Origin of the sequence: Methylophaga sp. UBA4204 (assembly GCF_002379485.1) — a bacterium.
GTDB lineage: Bacteria > Pseudomonadota > Gammaproteobacteria > Nitrosococcales > Methylophagaceae > Methylophaga.
The window spans coordinates 1-21,652 of the sequence record NZ_DFTU01000014.1; the positions used below are offsets into that span (position 1 = coordinate 1).

The window sequence follows — 21,652 nt, forward strand, 5'->3', positions numbered from 1 at the left end:
ATTTCACCGGAAGGCTGTGCCTCCATTCTTTGGAAGAGCGCTGAAAAAGCTTCTGATGCTGCCGCAACACTTGGCGTGACTTCAGATCGTCTGAAATCCCTGGGGTTAATCGATGAAATTGTCAAAGAACCCCTGGGTGGTGCGCATCGTGATCCTGAAGCACTGATGGCAAATATGAAAACAGCAATCAATACTAAAATTAAACAGTTACAGGCGATGCCGGTTGATGAACTGGTTAAACGCCGTCAACAACGTTTGCTTAATTATGGTGCCTTTGAAGGATAAACAGGCCCTGGTTTATACAAGTGTCTTTTGACACAGAATTAGTTATTCAGAAGATCCGCAAATATTGCGGATCTTCTACTTTATGGGTGGCCTACAGCGGTGGTATGGACTCCCATGTGCTGCTGCATTTTCTGGCAACACATCGTGAGCAGTTTCTCCAAAAAATACAGGTCGTGCATGTCGACCATCAGCTGCAATCTCAATCTGCCCGTTGGACTGAACACTGTCGACAGGTTGCTGCTTCATTACACATGCCTTTTCACTGCTTGAAAGTGACAGTTACAGATATTAATCAGTCAGGCCTTGAATCGGCCGCACGGACTGCGCGTTATCAAGCTATTCATCAACTGATTAACGATGATGGCATTTTGCTAACTGGACAACATTTGCAAGATCAGGCTGAAACCTTGATGCTGCAATTACTGCGAGGGGCTGGCACTCGTGGATTAGGAGCGATGAAAGTAATATCTCAATGGCAGAAAATGCAGATTGTTCGGCCATTGTTGACTATTTCCAGAGAAGCGTTATTTGAATACGCAACAACACATCAGTTGCAGTGGATTGAAGATCCCAGTAATCAAAATACCAAGATAAATCGTAACTTCCTACGTCATCAAATCTGGCCATTGTTACAACAACGTTGGCCTGCCTTAAACCGAAATCTGGCACGTTCAGCAAATAACCTGCAGGAAAGCCAAATTCTGTTGGATGAGATAGCGGAACAAGATTTAATTTCTGTTGAAGCTAATTCAATTAATGGCAGTTTAAACATTACCAAATTGCAGGCTTTGAGTGAGCCAAGGCAACGCAATGTGCTGCGATTTTTTATAAAACAGTTAAATATGGTGCTGCCGTCAAGCATAAATTTGCAACGGATTTTAATGGAAGTCTGTCAAGCCGCAGCAGATGGGCAGCCTCAGGTCAGTTGGAGCCAATACATTGCCAGACGGTATCAGAACACACTTTATATCAGTTGGTTAAGACAACATCCTTTACCGGCTTCATCCGTGAATCTGCTTTACGATCAACAGCCCATATTGTTGGATGCTGAGCATCAGTTAGTTTGGAAAGCTGCAAGGGGAGAAGGGATTCGTGCCGAATTGTTTCGCTCTGGTTTAGCATTAACGTTTCGTCAGGGTGGAGAAAAAATCCAGCTAGCTGGCAAGTCTCATCATCAATCATTAAAAAAGTTGTTCCAGGAATGGCAAATCCCGGTTTGGCAACGCGATTCAATTCCGTTGTTGTTTGCCAACCAGCAATTAGTCGCAATTGTTGGGTATGCCTGTGCAGAAACAGCCAAGCCTTTATCCGATGAAACTGGCTGGTTACCAGTGATTGAACAGACTTGATGGGGATATTTTGATTGAGCGACTCGGGCAATTCTGATACTTTATGACGATATTTTTGAGTGTGGCTATTCTGGCTGCACCGCTATTGCAAAAACTCTCCATAATATGACTAAATTTATATTTGTCACTGGTGGTGTTGTGTCGTCTCTCGGTAAGGGAATCGCGGCGGCTTCACTGGCAGCGATTCTAGAAGCTCGTGGCCTGAAGGTCACAATGATTAAACTCGATCCCTACATCAACGTTGATCCCGGAACAATGAGCCCACTGCAACATGGTGAGGTGTTTGTAACGGATGATGGTGCTGAAACCGATCTGGATTTAGGTCACTACGAGCGATTTATTGATGCCAATATGACCAGCCGCAATAACCATACGACTGGCCAAATCTATGAAAATGTTATCCGTAAAGAACGCCGGGGAGAATATCTTGGCAATACGGTGCAGGTCATTCCGCATATAACCGATGAAATCAAACGCTGTGTTTATGAAGGCGCTGGCGATGCCGATGTTGCACTGGTGGAAATCGGTGGAACGGTCGGCGATATTGAGTCATTACCGTTTTTGGAAACCATTCGTCAGATGGCCACTGAATTAGGCCGTGATCGTGCCTTGTTTATTCATCTGACATTGGTGCCCTATATTGCTTCTGCCGGTGAAATCAAAACCAAACCCACTCAGCATTCCGTAAAAGAACTGCGCACTATCGGTATTCAACCGGATGTTTTGCTGTGTCGTATGGATCGTCCCCTACCGGAATCCGAACGCCGCAAGATTTCATTGTTTACCAATGTGCCTGAAAAATCGGTTATCACCTGTATTGATGTAGACAGCATTTACAAGATACCAATGGAGTTACACAAACAAGGTCTTGATGACATTGTGGTGAAACAACTGGGACTTGATGCTAAACCGGCCGATCTGAGTCAGTGGCAGCAGGTTTATGAAAATCTCTCCAACCCGCAGGGTGAAGTCAATATAGCCATGGTCGGCAAATATATGGAGTTGACCGAAGCCTATAAATCCCTTTCCGAAGCCTTGGTTCATGCCGGTATTCATACCCGTACCAAGGTCAATGTGCATTATGTCGATTCTGAAATGATCGAGAAAAATGGCACCAACAGTATTGCCGATATGGATGCCATTCTGGTGCCTGGCGGCTTTGGAAAACGTGGTGTCGAAGGTATGATTTCAACCGCCCAGTTTGCCCGCGAAAACAATATCCCGTATCTGGGAATTTGTTTGGGGATGCAGGTGGCCGTCATCGAATATGCTCGTCATAAAGCAGGCCTGACACAGGCTTTCAGTACCGAGTTTGAACCTAATACGCCAGATCCTGTGATAGGTCTTATTACAGAATGGCAGAAAGAGGATGGCAGTGTAGAACAGCGTGATCATGATTCAGATCTGGGTGGCACCATGCGCTTGGGCGGTTATCCCTGTGTACTGAAACCAGGATCTCTGGCACAACAGATTTACGGTGCTGATGAAATCGTTGAGCGTCATCGTCATCGTTATGAGTTCAACAATAATTACAAACAGAAACTGGAAGATGCCGGATTACTGTTTTCTGGCATGTCAAAAGATAACTCACTGGCAGAAATGGTCGAGATTCCAGGCCATCCCTGGTTTGTGGCCTGTCAGTTCCATCCAGAGTTCACCTCCACTCCAAGACACGGACATCGATTATTTGAAGGTTTTATCAATGCTGCGGTGGCGAATCATAAAAAACGAGGACAGCAGTAATGCAATTATGTGGTCATGAAGTTGGTGGTAAACAACCGTTGTTTTTGATTGCCGGCACCTGTGTTATCGAAAGTGAACAAATGACCATGGATGTGGCTGGTCAGTTAAAAGAGATGACAGACAAACTGGGTATCCCTTTTATCTACAAATCCTCATTCGATAAAGCCAATCGTACTTCTACTAATACCTATCGCGGTCCTGGTCTTGAAGCGGGTATGGCGATTCTGGAAAAGGTTAAAAAAGAATTCGGCCTCCCTATTCTGACAGACGTTCATGAAGACACTCCGCTGGCAGAAGTTGCCAGTGTGGTCGATGTATTGCAAACCCCAGCTTTCTTATGTCGTCAGACCAATTTTATTATTAATGTTGCCAGCCAGGGATTACCGGTAAACATCAAAAAAGGTCAGTTTCTGGCGCCATGGGATATGCAGCATGTCGCGGATAAAGCCAAATCAACGGGTAACCAGCAGATCATGTTATGTGAACGTGGTACCTCATTTGGTTATAACACATTGATTTCAGATATGCGTGGTTTACCGACCATGCGTCATATGGATTGCCCGGTAGTATTCGATGCCACCCACTCAGTGCAGCAACCTGGTGGTCAGGGTGGCAAAAGCGGTGGCCAGAGACAGTTTGTACCTGTACTGGCACGTTCTGCAGTAGCGGCTGGCATTGCTGGCTTGTTCATGGAAACGCATCCGGATCCTGAAAAAGCCCTAAGTGATGGACCGAATTCCTGGCCACTGCATAAAATGCAGGCTTTACTGGAAACGCTGATTGCTATCGATAAAACAGTTAAACAACAAGACTTTATTGAAGACGCCTACCTGTAACAGGTGGCATGCCAGAACAGGGTTATTGTCTGGCAACTTCAACTATAGATGGAGACAATTATGAGTAAAATTATAGATGTTCGTGGCCGTGAGATCATTGATTCTCGTGGTAATCCTACGGTCGAAGCTGACGTTATTCTTGCCAGTGGTGCTATGGGAAGAGCAGCTGTACCTTCAGGTGCTTCAACTGGCGAACGTGAAGCGATTGAGTTACGCGATGGCGATAAGTCACGTTATCTGGGCAAAGGCGTAACCAAAGCTGTTGAAGCAATCAATACTGAGTTACGTGCGGCTGTTGTTGGAATGGATTGTCTCGATCAATCCAGCCTGGATGAAAAACTCATTGCCTGTGATGGTACTGATAATAAACAACGTCTTGGCGCCAACGCAATTCTGGCGGTTTCCATGGCGGCAGCAGTAGCCGGTGCGGATGAACAGGGTTTGCCTTTATATCGCTATCTTGGTGGAGATAAGGCGGTGACCTTGCCGGTACCGATGATGAACATTATCAATGGTGGATCACACGCTGATAATAGTGTTGATTTTCAGGAATTCATGATTGTGCCAGTCGGTGCCAAAAGCTTCAAAGAAGCCGTTCGTGCCGGAGCAGAAGTATTTCATCAGTTAAAAGCAGTTTTATTAGCCCAGGGTCTTAATACCGCTGTGGGCGATGAAGGTGGATTTGCCCCCGATCTGGCGTCAAATGAAGCCGCTATGGAACTGATTATGCAAGCCATCAAACAGGCCGGCTATGAGCCGGGCCGTGATGTCATGATCGCGCTGGATGTCGCCAGTTCCGAGTTTTATAAAGACGGTATGTATCGTCTGGAATCCGAACAGCGTAGTCTCACCGCGGCTGAATTAACCGATTTGCTGGAAAACTGGTGCAACAAGTATCCAATCATCAGCATTGAGGATGGCATGGATGAAAATGACTGGCAGGGATGGAAGTTGCTGACCGATCGTTTAGGGGATCGTATTCAATTGGTGGGTGATGATTTATTTGTTACCAACAGTGCGATTCTGCAGAAGGGCATTGAAGCCAAGGTGGCCAACGCGATCTTGATTAAGCTGAATCAAATTGGCACGTTGAGTGAAACACTTCATGCAATGAATATGGCCGCTGAAGCAGGCTATAAATCAATTGCATCCCATCGCAGTGGCGAGACTGAAGATACGTTTATTGCTGATTTGGCGGTGGGCACCCAATGTGGTCAAATCAAGACTGGCTCAATGTCGCGTTCAGACCGGGTAGCAAAATATAATCAGTTGCTGCGTATTGAAGCTGAACTGGGCGCTGCAGCAATTTATCCGGGGTTGCGGGCTTTCGCCTGTCAGTGAAGTTTGACGTATGAAAACAGTACTGATTGTGCTGACGTTAATTTTTGTCATGCTGCAATACAGATTGTGGTTGAGTCATGATGGCTTACCAGCTTTGTTAAGACTTCATCACACAGTTGAAAAACAGCGTATTGATAATGCAAAACTTGAAGAGCGTAATCAGGTACTGGCGGCAGAAGTTGCTGATCTTAAAAGCGGTTTGGATGCGTTGGAAGAGCGTGCTCGCAGTGAACTGGGTATGGTTAAGCCAGAAGAGACCTTTTTTCACATAATCGAACTTCCAGATGATGATGAACAATAAAGTCTGGGCGGTGGTGCCTGCTGCAGGGATCGGCAGCAGAATGCAGGCCGATCGCCCTAAGCAGTATCTACTACTGAATAATCAACCAGTAATTGTTCATAGTCTGCAACGGCTTATCAGTCATCCTGCAATTGAAGGGGTCGTTGTCGCGCTTTCAGCCAATGATCCCTACTGGCCTTCATTGAATCTGCCATCACACTGGCCCATCCATACAACACTGGGGGGTGAGCATCGGGCAGATTCAGTGAGCAATGCGTTGGAATTTTTAAAAAATCTTACCCGGCAGGATCCCTGGGTCCTGGTTCATGATGCAGCACGACCCTGCATTCGGCACAGTGATATTGATTCCATGTTGCAGCAATTAAGCGATGATCCGGTGGGCGGTATTTTAGGTGTGCCGCTAAGTGAGACGATCAAGCGTGTGAATACAGATAACACCATTGAAGCAACAGTAGATCGAACTGGATTATGGCGAGCATCCACTCCTCAGATGTTCCGTTTGAGAGGTTTGGCTGAGGCATTAACTCAAGCGAAACAAAGTAATATCAATGTTACAGATGAGGCCAGTGCAATGGAGTTTATGGGCTTAGTACCCAAAATGGTAGCTGGCCATGCTGACAATATCAAAATTACTCTGCCACAGGATCTGGCATTAGCAGCGCTCTTTTTACAACAACAGAATAATGGAGAAGCTGCGTGAGAATCGGCCACGGTTATGATGTACATCGGTTTGCTGAGAACTGTTCGTTAATTATAGGTGGCGTAAATATCCCTCATACGCATGGACTGGAGGCTCACTCCGATGGGGATGTGTTGATTCATGCAATATGTGATGCTTTGCTCGGCGCTGCAGGCTGGTGGGATATTGGCCACCATTTTCCAGATGATGATATGGCCTTCGCGGGAATTGATAGTCGGGTACTGTTGCGTCGTGTTTATGACGATTTGAAAGCGGCAGGCTGGCAGGTCAGCAATGTCGATTCTACAGTGGTAGCACAAGTCCCTAAATTAGCGCCGTATATCCCGCAAATGCGAGAATTGCTGGCCACTGACCTGCATATTGAGTCCTCAGCGATTAATATCAAAGCGACCACAACCGAAAAGCTGGGCTTTGTCGGCCGCCAGGAGGGCATAGCGGCTCATGCTGTGGCGCTTATCCAAAAGGTTGTATCTGTTTGAAACATTTTGATTATTTTTCCCTGCCACGCCATTCTGCCACTGCGTCAAGTTGTGGTGCCAAGTTACGTGAGAAAGCCGTTTATTTTGAAGTGGAGGAGCATCTGCCATTTTCGCCGGAGGGCGAAGGGTCGCATGTCTGGCTATATGTGCAGAAAACCGATACCAACACCGACTGGCTGGCCCAGGAAATTGCCCGTTTTGCCGGTGTATCACCCGTTGCAGTAGGTTACGCCGGGCTTAAAGATCGTCATGCAGTTACTTCACAATGGTTCAGTGTAAATTTACAGGGGTTGCCAGAACCGGATTGGCTGGCATTTGAAAATGAACAAATCAAAATTCTTAAAGCGGTTCGTCACAGCAAAAAATTAAAACGTGGGGCACTTGCCGGAAACCGTTTTCGTTTGCGATTAACCGACATTGTCGGTGACATGAATATCTGGGAGCAGAATCTGCAATTAATTGCGGAGCAGGGGGTACCTAATTATTTTGCCGAACAACGTTTCGGTCATCACGGTAATAATCTGAAAAAAGCAGAGCAATGGTTCACAGAAGGGACCGAGCCGAAAAAGCGTAATCAACGCAGTATTATTATTTCAGCAGCGCGTTCCTGGCTGTTCAATCTGGTGCTGGCCGAAAGAATCCGTCAAGGCAACTGGAATCAACTGTTGGCAGGTGACGTTATGTTGTTGGCTGGTACCAGAGCCAGTTATTTTGTCGCTGAGACCAAAGATGACGTACTTGAAAAGCGAATTAACGAAATGGACATCCATCCGACCGGACCACTCTGGGGTAAGGGGGAAGCTATCAGTAAGAATGATACGCTGGCTCTGGAACAGAGTGTATTAAAAGACTGGCAGGATTGGCAGCAGCAGCTGGAGAAACTGGGTTTATCGCAGGAACGTCGTGCGCTGAGATTGTTTCCACAGAATCTTAAATGGCAATTTATCAATGAAACCAGTTTACTGTTAGAGTTTGAATTGGGGCCGGGCAGTTATGCAACGGCTGTTTTGCGAGAACTGGCTGAAATTCAGGATATGTCGCAGAAAATTTCCGCAGTGTCACCGAGTCCTAGTGAATAGGATTCAGTGATCTCTGAAGGAGGCTGATATGAATCTCTCCATGATTAAGGTGTTATTGCTGTTTTTATTATGCCTGCCATTTTCTGTTCAGGCAGTAGATCGGTGGCAGGCGTCGAGTGGTAATAAACATACCGCGGTACTGGAATTATTTACTTCAGAAGGCTGTGGCCTTTGTCCACCTGCGGAACGCTGGTTATATCAACAGCAGCGGGCAGAGCTTGATTATATTGTTTTGGGCTTTCATGTGGATTATCTGAATGATAAGAAAGGCTGGGTAGATGCATTTGCCAAACCGGTATTTTCTGAACGCCAGAAACAATTGGCCCGACTGAACCGATATCAAACTATTTACACTCCGGAATTTGTGTTAAGTGGCGAGTCCCTGCCAAATTGGCGGGCGAATTTCGCTGAAGCAGTAAGTTTTCTCAATGAATTTGATGCTCAAGCACAGATTCGTTTAAGGGCTTATCTGATTAATGATCAGTTGATGATTGATAGCCGAAGCCTGGTAACGGGTGAGGAAAATCGTCAACACAGCAAACTGTACTTTGCTATTACGGAGGATGATGTCAGCAGTCTTGTCCTTGGTGGAGATAATGCCGGACAGACCTTTAATCATCAAAACCTGGTTCGTCGATGGTTGGGTCCATTTGAGCTTGATGATTCTGGTGAAACCTTTATTGAACATCAAGTGAAATTGTCACCTGAATGGCAGCAGGACAAACTGAAACTGGTGGCGATTGTTCAAAATTTATCCGATGGTTATATTTTGCAGGCCGTGGAATTACCCTTAACACAATAGAAGTTAGATGGATTATTTACCAATATTTATAGATTTAAAACAACGCCAGTGTCTGGTGGTTGGGGGGGGCGAAATTGCAGCTCGTAAAGCAGCACTATTGTTGAAAGCTCAGGCATCAGTAACCATTGTTGCCCCCGAGATTGCAGAGATGTCGCGCCAATTGCTGGAAGAGCCTGATTACAAGGGCAGGTTGCGTTGGGTCAATGATAGATTTGATTCAAGCTACCTGAATCAGCAAACGCTGGTGATCGCAGCGACCAATGATGAAAAAGTTAATCTTGAGGTCTATCAGGAAGCCAAAGCCAGAAATATTCTCACCAATGTGGCTGACCAACCCGATATGTGTGACTTTATTCTGCCTTCGGTTCTGGATCGATCACCGATTGTGGTGGCGATATCCAGTGGTGGTCAGTCACCTATTCTTGCCAGACAATTACGCGCAAGACTGGAAACACTGATTCCACCGGCTTACAGTAAACTGGGTTTACTGGTGGGGGAATATCGTGAGCGGGTGAAGGCAAAGTTCGGCCATATTAAACAGCGTCGTCGTTTCTGGGAGTCTGTTTTACAAGGCCCAGTCGCCGATCATGTATTGGCGGGACGTGATGAACTGGCCAGCAAAACCCTCGAAACCCTGATTGATGAAACCGCTGATAATGCTTTGCAACAAGGAGAAGTCTATCTGGTGGGAGCCGGCCCCGGTGATCCCGATTTACTAACCTTTAAAGCCTTACGATTGATGCAGCAGGCCGATGTGGTTTTTTACGATCGTCTGGTGAGCAAGGAAGTGCTGGCATTAGTACGTAAAGAAGCTGAAATGATTTATGTCGGAAAACAGCGAGCATGGCACAGCAAGCGTCAGGATGAAATAAATCTGCTATTACTGGAACACGCTCAGGCTGGCAAACGTGTTTTACGTTTGAAAGGTGGAGATCCGTTTATATTTGGTCGTGGTGGTGAGGAAATTGCCACGCTGGCTGAACAGAAAATTCCTTTTCAGGTCGTGCCGGGAATAACAGCGGCCTCCGGTGTTGCTTGCTACTCCGGTATTCCATTAACACATCGTGATTATTCACAAAGTTGTGTGTTTGTAACAGGCCAGTTAAAAGAAGGTGAGCTGGATTTGAATTGGCAGGCCTTAGTGCAGCCTCGCCAGACAGTGGTTGTTTATATGGGCCTCGCAGGGCTTGATATTCTTAGTCAGAAGCTACAACAGCACGGCATGAAAGCCGATATGCCTGCGGCACTGGTTCAGCAAGGCACAACAGAGAATCAAAAGGTTTGGACAAGTACTATTGCCGAGCTTCCTGAATTGGCAAAAAAACAACAACCTGTCGCACCAACGCTACTGATTATTGGTGAAGTTGTACAATTGCATAATCAACTATCCTGGTTTTCCTAATAAAATCAACAGATTAATATTCCCTTATTGTTTTAGGAATTTTTCCTAATTCTATGTGCGAAACGTCATGCTAGCATCGCCCTAAGCTTCATAGAAAGCGATATAAAAAAATTAATACAAATATTAAATCTGGGAGATTAAGATGGCGATTCCATTCCGACGGGGCCTCCTGCCTGCGTTGCTAGCTAGTGCATTAACTCCGGGACTCAGCTTAGCTGCAGAACCGGATCTTCAACTTGAAAATATCGAAGTTATCAGTCTCACACCATTACATGGGGTAGGACTGGAGGCAGATAAAATTCCAAGTCATGTTCAAACTGCAACTGACGAAGATATTGAGCGTAACCAAAGCTTGGATATTTCTGATTTTATGAATCAGACAATGGATAGTGTGAGTCTGAATGCCGCTCAAAATAATCCTTTCCAACCTGATTTGAAATTCCGTGGTTTCACCGCTTCTCCACTTGTCGGTAATTCTCAAGGAATATCGGTTTATCAGGATGGTGTTCGTATCAACGAACCTTTCGGCGATGCGGTGAACTTTGAATTATTGCCTAAATCGGCAATTGCCAGCATGAATATGATGTCAGGTTCAAATCCATTATTTGGTCTGAATACTCTGGGTGGTGCTTTATCGATTCAAACGAAAAACGGTTTTACCCATCCTGGTCATAGTCTGGAAGCTTACACCGGTTCATTTGGTCGTGATTCGGGCACTATTGAAACGGGGGGCAATGACGGCAATTTTGGTTATTTTGTGACCGGTTCCATTACCAAAGAAGATGGTTGGCGTGATTTTTCACCTTCCAGAGTTGAACAGTTCTTTTCCAACTTAAGCTATCGTAATGAAACCAGTAGTCTGGATTTTGGTATTACCGCTGTTGATAGTGATTTGAATGGTAACGGTGCTTCTCCAATTGAGTTAGTTGCTGACGATCGGGAAACTGTTTTCACCCATCCAGATAATACGCAAAATGAGTTGCGTATGTTCACTTTGAATGGATCACATTGGGTGAATGACAATGTCATGCTGTCTGCTAACACCTATTATCGTCGAAGTGATCGCAGCACGTTTAATGGTGATGGTTCTGAGTTAAGTGTAATTGGTGGGCAAATCGGCGAAGACGAGGATGGTGTTGAAGGTGTATTTGATGGTGATGACGAAATCATTAGTACAGATTCGCTCGGCTTTGCAGATGGTGATGATGTAGCCCTGAATAACACTAGTAAAACTGAACAAGATAGTTATGGTTTTGCTTTACAGTCAACCTTTTTGAATGATTTGTTCGATCGGGAAAATCAATTGATTGTTGGTGCTTCCTACGATACTTCAGATGTTAAATATTCATCCCAATCTGAAATAGCAGAATTTACTGATTCGCGTGGAACAGATGGAACGGGCTTCATTATTGATGAAACAGTAGTTGATGGTGATATTGAAACAGACACATTCAGTTTGTTTTTCACTAACACACATTCATTAACTGAACGTCTCGATTTAACTGTGGGTGGACGTTATAACTGGATTCAGATTGATATTTCTGGGACCAGCGAAGGTGGTGAACAGGATCTTAATGAGTCTGGTAATAAACATGTATTCAAACGCTTTAATCCTACAGTTGGTTTAACTTACGCGTTACAGGATAACTTGACTGTGTATGGGAACTATAGCGAATCTAATCGTGCTCCCACTGCATCTGAACTGACTTGTGCCGAACCAGAGTCACCTTGTGCTTACCCTAATGCTTTTTTAGCAGATCCTCCTCTGGATGATGTAGTCGCTAAAACAGTTGAGGCAGGTTTGCGTGGACAGCAAGAAATGTTTAATTGGTATAGCAACATTTATTACACTCAGCTAACGGATGATTTGTTCTTCTTCTCAGAAGATGAAGAAGTTTCTGAAGAAGTTAGTGGGCGTTTAGGTCTGGGTAACTTCAGAAATATTGACAAAACAGCACGTGCAGGGCTGGAAGTTGGACTGAATGGCCAATATCAACAACTGGCCTGGTTTAGTAATTACAGTTATGTTCGGGCGACCTTCGAAGATAATTTTGATTATTCCCGTAATGGCAATTTATTCAGCGTAAGTAAAGGCGACCGTCTGCCAAGTATTCCTGAACACAATATCAAGATCGGTGTTGATTATGCCTTTACACCGAAATTATCTCTTGGTGCGACAGCTTCATATCACTCCAGCCAATATTACCGTGGCGATGAGGCAAATGAAGATAAGAAAATCAGTGGTTATGGATTGGTTAATCTCCATGGTCGTTATAAGCTGAATAAAAATGTTCAGTTCTTTGCCAAAGTCGACAATTTGTTTGATAGTGAATACGAGAACTTTGGTTTGTACGGCGAACCTGATGAAGCGCCTGGTCTGGATTATGAAGATCCCCGCTTTGTTGGAGCAGGTGCACCGAGAGCCGGATGGATTGGTTTTAAAATTACTCTTTAATCCAATTGTTAAGCTAAAAGAAAGGCCGCTATATGCGGCCTTTCTTTTTTATAAATCAATAAATCGCATCGATAAGTCGACAGCCTGCAAATCTTTGGTTAATTGCCCCACAGAAATTCTATCAACACCTGTCTCAGCAATACTTCGTAGCGTCTCTTTATTAATACCACCAGAAGCTTCAAGAGCTACTTTACCCTGAGCAACCACAACAGCCTCGCGAAGCATCTCCAGTGAAAAATTATCCAGCAAAACAATATCCACAGCAGTATTGAGTACCTGATGTAATTCATCCATAGACTCGACTTCAACTTCAATTGACACATTTGGATGCAAAGCTTTGGCCTGAGCTACCGCTGCTGCAATTGAGCCCGCAGCAAGAATGTGATTTTCCTTAATCAATATGGCGTCATACAGCCCAAAGCGATGATTAACTCCGCCACCACAACGTACCGCATATTTCTGGCCAAGCCTTAATCCTGGAAGGGTTTTGCGGGTATCCAGCAGTTTAACCGGCAAGTCTTTGATGATGTCAGCATAAAGTTTGGTATGAGTAGCGGTACCGGAAAACGTCTGCAAAAAATTCATAGCGGTACGTTCGCCACTCAATAATGCCCGGGCATTACCGGAGAGTTCACATACCACCGCATTTTCCCGCAGCAAATCGGCATCGTTGAAGAACCAGTGGATTTGAATACTTGGATCCAGCTGCTTGAAGACTTCATTAAACCAGTCTTGCCCACATAGAACAGCATCCTGACGACTAATTAGTCTGGCTTTGGCTATCGCATTTTTTGGAATAAGATCTGCGGTGAGATCTTGTTGTCCAATATCCTCAAGTAGGGAGAGTTTGACTTGTGAGGTAATAAAATTTGCTGGAATGAAATTCTGAATCGTCATAGTGTTAGGGGTTCAATTTAAACAGACGATAGGGTAACTGTTAAAGCTCTGATAATCTATTCAGAAACCTATGTTGGAGAGATGAGTGATTATCGACAAGCAAAGTGGATGGCTGGATGCGGCGGAGATTTTACCCTCACCAAATTATGATGACCGTCCTGATGAGAGCGATATCAGCGGCATCATTATTCACAATATCAGTTTACCGCCTGGACAGTTCGGCGGAGGCTGGATTGCCGATCTTTTTCTAAACCAGCTTGACCCGAATGCACATCCTTATTTTGCAGAAATCGCGCATCTAAAAGTTTCATCGCATTTGTTGATAAGACGAGATGGATTGATGCAGCAGTTTGTGCCATTTCAAAAACGTGCATGGCATGCAGGGGTATCCTGCTGGGAAGGGCGTGAACGTTGTAATGACTTTACAATCGGTATTGAAATGGAAGGTGATGATGAAACGCCATTCACCGAAGATCAATATCAACAACTAGCAAATGTGAGCAAAGCTCTGCTTGCAGCCTATCCATTATTATCGAAAGAAAGAATTACCGGTCATGAGCATATCGCTCCTGGACGTAAAACTGATCCCGGGCCCTATTTTGATTGGGTCTATTTCAAACAATTATTGCAAGCATAAAAAAAGCCGCCAGGAGGCGGCTTTAGTCGATTTTAAATGATTATCACTGCGTGATCGCAATCAGCTCGATATCAAAAATCAAAGTTTCATTGGGGCCAATCATTTCACCGGCACCTTGTGGACCATAAGCCAGATTGCCTGGGATGACCACGCGCCATTTACCGCCTTCTTTCATCATCTGCAAGACTTCCTGCCAGCCTTGAATAACGCCATTCACTGGGAAGGTTGCTGGTTCACCACGCTGAATAGAGCTGTCAAATACAGTACCATCAATCAAAGTACCTTCGTAATGGGCGATGACTTTATCAGTTGCTTTTGGTGTTGCGCCATCACCTTCTTCAAGAATTTCATATTGCAGGCCGCTATCGGTTGTGACTACACCGTCTTTTTTAGCGTTTTCTGCCATATAGGCTTTAGACTCGGCTTGTTTTTTGTTCATCATTGCAGCCAGTTCTTGTGATTTTTTCTGCTGGTATTTACCAATGATTTCCTGCGCAGTTGCCTGATCCATCTGTGGTTGACGGCCAGCCATCATGTCGGCAACACCTGCACTGAATGCATCCATTTCAAGCTCTACACCTTCCATCATCATTTGTTGACCGACTTGTATGCCGAAGATATAGCTGAGTTTTTGTTGTTCGGTATCGAGGGTGGCGTTTTCTGCCATTACATTAGCTCCAAATAAAACGGGAAGGAAAGCGAGATATTTCAGTTTCATGTCTTATGACTCTCAAATTTTAAATAAAATAATTTAGCTTGCGTGCGTTAGAGATCTTATCAGCCGCGAAGTTCGCCATGCGATTGTCTCATATTTTTTCACAGCTTTCAGATTGAATAGCCGAGTAATACACTTGGTTATTCGTTCAAATGATACTATAATGGTATCAATTAGGAGGGCGTCAAATGTTACGCATGAGTAAATTGACTGATTACGGCATTGTGCTGATGAGTTACATAGCCGAGCACCGAAGCAAACAGCATAGTGCCCACATGCTATCTGATGCCGTGCATATGCCATTGCCGACGGTGCGAAAAATTTTAAAAGTGTTGTCAGCCGGAGGACTACTGACTTCAGAACGTGGCGCGCAGGGTGGATATACATTAAGTGGAGATCCCGCCAGTATTTCCGTCGCGCAGATTATTACCGCAATTGAAGGTCCTATCGCTTTAACGGAATGCGTAAGTACTGTTACGCATTGTGATCAGGAAACGCATTGCACCGTGCAGACAAACTGGAACCAAATCAATAATGCCGTATTTCACGCGCTGGATGAGGTCAAGTTAGCCGATATGCTGGCGCCAACAGTTTCAGCGCCGCGAACAGTTCAATTTTACCCGCCCAATTACAGGGCAAGAACAGTTACCTTACAGGATGGTGATCAACATGAATGATCAAACACAACAACTAGAAGCAATTACCCAGAAAGAATACAAAGCTGGCTTTTATACTGATATTGAATCAGACAGTTTGCCACCGGGTTTGAATGAAGATGTGGTTCGTCAGATCTCCCTTATTAAAGGTGAGCCGGAGTTCATGCTTGAATGGCGCCTGAAAGCCTTTCGCCATTGGTTAACGATGGAAACGCCGGAATGGGCACACGTCCATTATCCTGAAATCGACTATCAGTCAGTCAGTTATTATTCAGCTCCCAAGAAAAAAACTGATGGACCAAAAAGCCTGGATGAAGTTGATCCGGAACTATTGCGTACCTATGAAAAGCTGGGTGTACCATTAGACGAACGGGCGCGTTTGGCAGGGGTTGCAGTTGACGCGGTGTTTGATAGCGTTTCAGTCTCGAATACCTTTAAAGATAAACTGGCCGAGCAGGGCATCCTGTTTATGCCAATCTCAGAAGCCATTCATGAGCATCCTGAACTGGTCAAAAAATATCTGGGTAGTGTTGTTCCCTATAAAGATAACTATTACGCTGCATTGAACTGTGCTGTGTTTACCGATGGTTCTTTTGTCTATATCCCCAAAGGGGTGCGTTGTCCGATGGAACTCTCCACTTATTTCCGTATCAATGCGGCTAATACCGGACAGTTTGAACGGACGTTAATCATTGCTGATGATGACTCCTATGTGAGTTACCTGGAAGGGTGTACAGCGCCTATGCGTGATGAAAACCAGCTGCATGCGGCGGTAGTAGAACTGGTGGCACTGGATCGTGCAGAAATTAAATATTCCACTGTGCAGAACTGGTATCCCGGTGATGAAAACGGCAAAGGTGGTATTTATAACTTTGTAACAAAACGTGCAGCCTGTCGTGGTGAAAGTTCAAAAGTCTCCTGGACTCAGGTCGAAACTGGCTCAGCCATTACCTGGAAATATCCAAGTGTGATTTTGCAGGGGGATAATTCTGTAGGTGAATTTTACTCAGTGGCTGTTACCAATAATATGCAGCAGGCTGACACCGGAACCAAGATGATCCATCTGGGTAAAAACACCAGCTCGACCATTATCTCCAAAGGTATTTCGGCTGGTAGATCATCCAATGCCTACCGCGGTCTGGTTCGGATTGGACCCAATGCCGAGAATGCGCGTAACTACACGGAGTGTGATTCGTTACTGATGGGCGATAAATGTGCTGCGCATACCTTTCCGTATATTGAAGTGAAAAATCCGAGTGCTCAGGTTGAGCACGAAGCCTCTACTTCAAAAATCAGTGAAGATCAGCTGTTTTATTGCAAGCAGCGTGGCCTTGATGTGGAAGATTCTGTATCAATGATTGTCAACGGTTTCTGTAAACAGGTTATTCGTGAGCTGCCGATGGAATTTGCGGTTGAAGCTCAGAACCTGCTGGGCTTGTCGTTGGAAGGCTCGGTTGGTTAAACAGCGTTCACTTACATAACTACATGTTGGGCGGGTCAGGCCGCTTAACCTATAAAAAATGAATAGAGAATAATTATGAAAATGTTGGAAATAAAAAATTTACACGCATCAATTGAGGGCAAAGAAATTCTGCGTGGTATCAATCTGACGGTCAATGCTGGCGAAGTTCATGCCATCATGGGACCAAATGGTGCCGGTAAAAGCACCTTGTCAAATGTATTAACAGGTCGTGAAGGCTATGAAATCACCCAGGGTGAAGTCATATATAAAGGTCAAAACCTGCTGGAACTGGAACCTGAAGAGCGTGCCAGACGCGGCGTGTTTCTGGCTTTTCAGTATCCGGTAGAAATCCCCGGCGTCAGTAATATCTATCTGCTTAAAGCCGCATTAAATGCCATTCGTAAACATCAGGGTCTGGAAGAGCTTGATGCCATCGACTTCCTGACGCTGGTCCGCAGCAAAATGGCGTTGGTCAAGATGGACGAACAGTTTTTACACCGCAGTGTAAATGAAGGTTTCTCCGGCGGTGAGAAAAAACGTAATGAAATCCTGCAAATGGCCTTACTGGAGCCGCAACTGGCCATTATGGATGAAACCGATTCAGGCCTGGATATTGACGCTCTGAAAACCGTTTCTGAGGGGGTTAATGCCTTGCGTAGTCCTGAGCGTTCATTTGTGATGATTACCCATTATCAGCGGTTACTTGATTATATCGTTCCCGATTTTGTCCATGTGTTGTCTGAAGGTCGCATCGTAAAATCGGGTGATAAAGAATTGGCAAAAGAACTGGAAAAATCCGGCTATAGCTGGGTGCATGATGCACCAGAGCCGGAAGGGCAGCCTGCATGAAAGTATTAACAGACATTCATACCGATTTTTCTGCTGTTGCTAACAGCCGTGACATTATGGTGGCTGACAACGCACGTTGGAAAACCCTGCGTGAACAAGCTCAGCATCAGTTTGCACGAATGGGCTTACCCGGCAGAAAAGAAGAAGACTGGAAATACACCAGCCTGTGGCAGTTTGGTCAGGAACAGTTTGTTCATCAGGTATCCCAACCAGGATATGCTGATATTCATGAGCTGAAGCTGGTTGAAGATGCCTATCGTCTGGTGATTGTCGATGGTCGTGTGGATTTGACTGCATCATCCATTGACAGACTGCCTGATGGGCTTACCGTAACGCCATTATCTCAATCAATTGAGCGCGCCAGCGAATTTCTCAATCAACAAATCAGCATGGAAAAGCCAGGCTTTAATGCGATGAACACCATGTTGATGAATGAGGGGGTTTTCATAGAGGTAACTGAAAATACAAAGATTGATAAACCGATTGAATTAATCGTGGTAAACAGCGGCCATACGCAACATTACGCAATGCATCTGCGTCATGTCATTGTGCTTGGAAAAGACAGTCAGGCAACCTTTATTGAAACCTATGCTGGCAATGATAAAGCCAATGGTTTGACCGATGTAGTAACTGAAATAAGTCTGGCTGAAAATGCAGAATTATTTCATTACAAATTACAGCGTGAATCACTGGGGCATTATCATGTTGCCACTATGGCTGCCTCACAGGCTACTGACAGTAAATGGCATAACACCAATATTTCTCTAGGTGCAAAACTCGCCAGAAACGATGTACACAGCCAATTATTGGGAGAGCAATCCCATGTGACGATGAACGGTCTGTATCTGGTGACCGGAGAACAGCATGTAGATAATCACACTCGCATTGATCACAGCGTCCCAAATACCACCAGTGAAGAAGTTTACAAAGGTGTATTGGATGAACAAAGCCATGCGGTGTTTAACGGCAAAGTAATCGTTCATAAAGATGCCCAGAAAACCGATGCCAATCAAAGCAACCGCAATTTACTGTTGTCTCGTGGTTGTGAAATTGATACCAAACCGGAAATGGAAATCTATGCCGATGATGTCAAATGTGGACATGGTAGTGCAGTAGGTCAAATCAATGAAGATCAATTGTTTTTCCTGCGTAGCCGTGGTCTCGATGAAGTTAGTGCTCGTAGCTTGCTGACTTTTGCCTTTGCGGTTGACGTGATTGAACGCATTACCAATCAGGAACTCAAACAATCTATTACCCAGGTAATTGAAAAACGTTTACCTAAAGGTGGTGTGCATGAGTAATTTGAACATTAATACTATCCGTGCGGACTTTCCGATTCTGCATCAGGAGATTAATGGCTATCCATTGGTGTATCTGGATAATGCCGCCACCAGCCAGAAACCACGTCAGGTCATTGATGCCGTCAGTCATTATTATCTGCACGATAATGCCAATATTCATCGTGGTGTACATAAGTTAAGTCAACGTGCTACCGATTTATATGAAGCAGCCCGTGGCAAAGTTCGCCAATTTGTAAATGCCAACTCAGATAAAGAAATCATCTTTACCCGTGGAGCCACCGAAGCGATTAATCTGGTGGCGCAAAGCTTTGTCAGACCAAAGCTGCAAGCAAATGATGAAATACTGATCAGTCATTTGGAACATCACGCCAATATCGTGCCGTGGCAGATACTATGTGAACAGACTGGTGCCAAACTCAAAGTGATTCCGATGACTCAGACAGGTGAATTGGATTTAACGCAATTTGATACCATGCTGACTGAACGCACGAAGATTCTGGCTATCGGTCATGTCTCCAATGCACTGGGCACCATCAATCCAGTTAAAGCGATGACTGAAAAAGCCCACGCGAAAAATATTCCGGTATTAATCGATGGTGCACAGGCTGTGCCGCATATGACAGTCGATGTTCAGGATCTGAATTGTGATTTTTATGTGTTCTCCGGCCATAAGATGTTTGCACCCACTGGTATTGGTGCGTTGTATGGACGTGAAGATCTACTAAACGCCATGCCACCCTATCAAGGTGGTGGCGATATGATTCTTTCGGTAAGTTTTGAAAAAACCATCTATAACGAGCTGCCAGCCAAATTTGAAGCAGGTACACCAAATATCTCCGGTGTTATCGGTTTGGGTGCAGCGATTGATTATATGTGGCAGGTGGGGATCGATAATATCGCCGCCCAGGAACATCACTTGCTGGAGATAGCGACCCGCAAAATTGAGTCTTTGCCTGGTGTCAACATTATTGGTACCGCTGCCGAGAAAGCTGCAGTAATTTCTTTCATGATCGAAGGCGTTCATCCACACGATGTAGGCACTATTTTTGATCAACAAGGCGTTGCTATTCGCACCGGGCACCATTGTGCTCAACCGGTAATGGAGTTTTATGATATTCCGGCCACTGCACGTGCTTCATTTGCCTTCTATAACTCAGAAGAAGAAGTCGACGCATTAATTAACGCCATACAAAAGACACAGGAGCTTTTTGCCTGATGAGTGATTTAAGAGAGCTTTACCAGCAAGTGATCATGGATCACAACAAACGGCCACGTAATTTTCGTGAGATTGAGAAAGCCAATCATCTTGCGCATGGCAACAATCCGTTGTGTGGCGATAAGCTGGTGGTTTATCTCAAGCTTGATGGCGATAAGATTGATGATGTCAGTTTCAAAGGCAGCGGCTGTGCCATCTCCATGGCCTCTGCATCATTAATGACTGAAGCTTTGAAAGGCAAAACCATTGACGAAGCTCAGGCCATTTACGAGCAGGTACATAAATCCATGACCGGTGAAGAAACTGACCGAAACCTGCTGGGCAAACTGGAAGTGCTTAGTGGTGTTAAAGAGTTTCCGGCACGGGTAAAATGCGCGACTTTGTCCTGGCATACCGTGCACGCCGCGATAGACAGTGATCATGATATTTCGATTAGTACTGAGTAATTTATGAACGACAATCAGGTACAACCTTTTACCGCTGAAGATATAAAAGAAGATGTAATTGAGATGCTCAAAACCATCTTTGATCCCGAGATCCCGGTCAATATCTATGAGCTTGGATTGATCTATGAGATTGATGTGAGTGAATCCGGAAATGTGGTTATCCAAATGACGCTTACCGCACCGGGATGCCCCGTGGCACAGACGTTTCCCGGGGATGTAGAAAACAAAATCAGCAGCATTGACGGTGTGAACAAAGTGCATGTTGAACTGGTGTGGGATCCACCCTGGACTCGAGACCAAATGAGCGAAGCCGCTCAATTACAACTAGGTATGTTTTAAGTTTGTTTGGTTAACTTTGACAAGTAGAGAATTGTGGCAAAAAAAAACCGTGGATAGGTCTATCCACGGTTAAACAGATCGCATGACCAATCTGAAGAGGTAACAAACTTTAACACTACAGTTAGCAACTATTTCAGGGCTAAGCCCCGAGAGAATCTCATTAGCAAGCTGTTGGAGTTAATCATAGTCATCTTAGACGCCACCGCATATAGGAGGAATTCCTTTTATTCTTCTTATGTGTAGACTCGGTTTATCAATGTTAAACGGTGTAGTGAACTGATTTATTATTAAATTTAATTAGAATTAATAATTAAATATAAAAACAATTGCTTAAGTCCGTTTTTCTCTATTTTTATAGCGTC

Annotated in this window: 21 protein-coding genes and 1 pseudogene; 20 read left to right on the plus strand and 2 right to left on the minus strand. The window is 44.8% G+C overall.

Translation table 11 applies throughout. The annotated features are described in order from the left end of the window. The 12 genes and pseudogenes from B3182_RS01975 to B3182_RS02030 form a co-directional block, all read left to right on the plus strand. Positions 1 to 285 (plus strand): annotated as a pseudogene (locus tag B3182_RS01975) (acetyl-CoA carboxylase carboxyl transferase subunit alpha); the annotation flags it as partial. Between the two features lie 20 nt (positions 286 to 305). Next, a complete protein-coding gene (gene tilS, locus B3182_RS01980) occupies positions 306 to 1,634 on the plus strand; it encodes a tRNA lysidine(34) synthetase TilS (protein WP_292355920.1) in 1,329 nt (442 codons plus the stop codon). A gap of 105 nt (positions 1,635 to 1,739) precedes the next feature. Next, the gene (locus tag B3182_RS01985; RefSeq protein WP_292355918.1) at positions 1,740 to 3,377 is read left to right on the plus strand and encodes a CTP synthase; all 1,638 of its coding nucleotides are present in this window, start codon (positions 1,740 to 1,742) and stop codon (positions 3,375 to 3,377) included. Continuing rightward, complete coding sequence (kdsA, locus tag B3182_RS01990; protein ID WP_014706720.1) at positions 3,377 to 4,213, plus strand: 3-deoxy-8-phosphooctulonate synthase; 837 nt, start codon at positions 3,377 to 3,379, stop codon at positions 4,211 to 4,213. Before B3182_RS01985 ends, kdsA begins: the two co-directional genes overlap by 1 nt. A gap of 60 nt (positions 4,214 to 4,273) precedes the next feature. After that, positions 4,274 to 5,554 carry a phosphopyruvate hydratase gene (eno, locus tag B3182_RS01995; protein WP_292355915.1) on the plus strand — a complete coding sequence of 427 codons (1,281 nt, stop codon included), beginning with the start codon at positions 4,274 to 4,276 and terminating at the stop codon, positions 5,552 to 5,554. A 10-nt stretch (positions 5,555 to 5,564) separates the two neighbouring features. Next, a complete protein-coding gene (ftsB, locus tag B3182_RS02000; protein ID WP_292355913.1) occupies positions 5,565 to 5,855 on the plus strand; it encodes a cell division protein FtsB in 291 nt (96 codons plus the stop codon). Then, positions 5,839 to 6,555 carry a 2-C-methyl-D-erythritol 4-phosphate cytidylyltransferase gene (ispD, locus tag B3182_RS02005; protein WP_339639838.1) on the plus strand — a complete coding sequence of 239 codons (717 nt, stop codon included), beginning with the start codon at positions 5,839 to 5,841 and terminating at the stop codon, positions 6,553 to 6,555. The genes ftsB and ispD overlap by 17 nt, the downstream gene beginning before the upstream one ends. Beyond that, entirely contained in the window at positions 6,552 to 7,034 is a 483-nt protein-coding gene (gene ispF, locus B3182_RS02010; RefSeq protein WP_292355910.1) for a 2-C-methyl-D-erythritol 2,4-cyclodiphosphate synthase, read from the plus strand. Before ispD ends, ispF begins: the two co-directional genes overlap by 4 nt. Next, entirely contained in the window at positions 7,031 to 8,113 is a 1,083-nt protein-coding gene (gene truD, locus B3182_RS02015) for a tRNA pseudouridine(13) synthase TruD (RefSeq protein ID WP_292355908.1), read from the plus strand. The genes ispF and truD overlap by 4 nt, the downstream gene beginning before the upstream one ends. Positions 8,114 to 8,141: 28 nt before the next feature. Next, positions 8,142 to 8,915 carry a DUF1223 domain-containing protein gene (locus B3182_RS02020; RefSeq protein ID WP_292355906.1) on the plus strand — a complete coding sequence of 258 codons (774 nt, stop codon included), beginning with the start codon at positions 8,142 to 8,144 and terminating at the stop codon, positions 8,913 to 8,915. A gap of 7 nt (positions 8,916 to 8,922) precedes the next feature. Then, the gene (gene cysG, locus B3182_RS02025) at positions 8,923 to 10,317 is read left to right on the plus strand and encodes a siroheme synthase CysG (protein ID WP_292355904.1); all 1,395 of its coding nucleotides are present in this window, start codon (positions 8,923 to 8,925) and stop codon (positions 10,315 to 10,317) included. A gap of 142 nt (positions 10,318 to 10,459) precedes the next feature. Next, a complete protein-coding gene (locus tag B3182_RS02030; protein ID WP_292355901.1) occupies positions 10,460 to 12,772 on the plus strand; it encodes a TonB-dependent receptor in 2,313 nt (770 codons plus the stop codon). Between the two features lie 48 nt (positions 12,773 to 12,820). Here B3182_RS02030 and nadC read toward each other — a convergent pair whose 3' ends face one another. Further along, positions 12,821 to 13,669, minus strand: coding sequence for a carboxylating nicotinate-nucleotide diphosphorylase (gene nadC, locus B3182_RS02035; RefSeq protein ID WP_292355899.1), 849 nt, complete (start codon positions 13,667 to 13,669; stop codon positions 12,821 to 12,823). An 85-nt stretch (positions 13,670 to 13,754) separates the two neighbouring features. On the opposite strand from nadC, the gene ampD reads away from it, so the two are divergent. Then, positions 13,755 to 14,306, plus strand: coding sequence for a 1,6-anhydro-N-acetylmuramyl-L-alanine amidase AmpD (gene ampD, locus B3182_RS02040; RefSeq protein ID WP_292355897.1), 552 nt, complete (start codon positions 13,755 to 13,757; stop codon positions 14,304 to 14,306). A 43-nt stretch (positions 14,307 to 14,349) separates the two neighbouring features. On the opposite strand, the gene B3182_RS02045 is transcribed toward ampD, so the two are convergent. Further along, a complete protein-coding gene (locus B3182_RS02045; protein ID WP_292355895.1) occupies positions 14,350 to 14,973 on the minus strand; it encodes an FKBP-type peptidyl-prolyl cis-trans isomerase in 624 nt (207 codons plus the stop codon). Positions 14,974 to 15,209: 236 nt separating this feature from the next. Here B3182_RS02045 and B3182_RS02050 point away from each other — a divergent pair, with 236 nt between their 5' ends. The 7 genes from B3182_RS02050 to B3182_RS02080 all read left to right on the plus strand — a co-directional run bounded on the left by B3182_RS02050 (position 15,210) and on the right by B3182_RS02080 (position 21,290). Next, positions 15,210 to 15,698: an SUF system Fe-S cluster assembly regulator gene (locus B3182_RS02050; RefSeq protein WP_292355893.1), complete on the plus strand. Its 489-nt coding sequence runs from the start codon at positions 15,210 to 15,212 to the stop codon at positions 15,696 to 15,698. After that, positions 15,691 to 17,139 (plus strand): Fe-S cluster assembly protein SufB, encoded by a 1,449-nt coding sequence (sufB, locus tag B3182_RS02055; protein ID WP_292355891.1) that lies wholly within the window; start codon positions 15,691 to 15,693, stop codon positions 17,137 to 17,139. Before B3182_RS02050 ends, sufB begins: the two co-directional genes overlap by 8 nt. Before the next feature lie 81 nt (positions 17,140 to 17,220). Next, positions 17,221 to 17,988 (plus strand): Fe-S cluster assembly ATPase SufC, encoded by a 768-nt coding sequence (gene sufC, locus B3182_RS02060; RefSeq protein WP_292355889.1) that lies wholly within the window; start codon positions 17,221 to 17,223, stop codon positions 17,986 to 17,988. After that, a complete protein-coding gene (gene sufD, locus B3182_RS02065; protein ID WP_292355887.1) occupies positions 17,985 to 19,289 on the plus strand; it encodes a Fe-S cluster assembly protein SufD in 1,305 nt (434 codons plus the stop codon). The genes sufC and sufD overlap by 4 nt, the downstream gene beginning before the upstream one ends. Beyond that, entirely contained in the window at positions 19,282 to 20,505 is a 1,224-nt protein-coding gene (locus B3182_RS02070; protein ID WP_292355885.1) for a cysteine desulfurase, read from the plus strand. The genes sufD and B3182_RS02070 overlap by 8 nt, the downstream gene beginning before the upstream one ends. Next, a complete protein-coding gene (sufU, locus tag B3182_RS02075) occupies positions 20,505 to 20,951 on the plus strand; it encodes a Fe-S cluster assembly sulfur transfer protein SufU (protein ID WP_292355884.1) in 447 nt (148 codons plus the stop codon). The genes B3182_RS02070 and sufU overlap by 1 nt, the downstream gene beginning before the upstream one ends. 3 nt (positions 20,952 to 20,954) lie before the next feature. Further along, complete coding sequence (locus tag B3182_RS02080) at positions 20,955 to 21,290, plus strand: SUF system Fe-S cluster assembly protein (protein ID WP_292355882.1); 336 nt, start codon at positions 20,955 to 20,957, stop codon at positions 21,288 to 21,290. Positions 21,291 to 21,652: the final 362 nt, after the last annotated feature.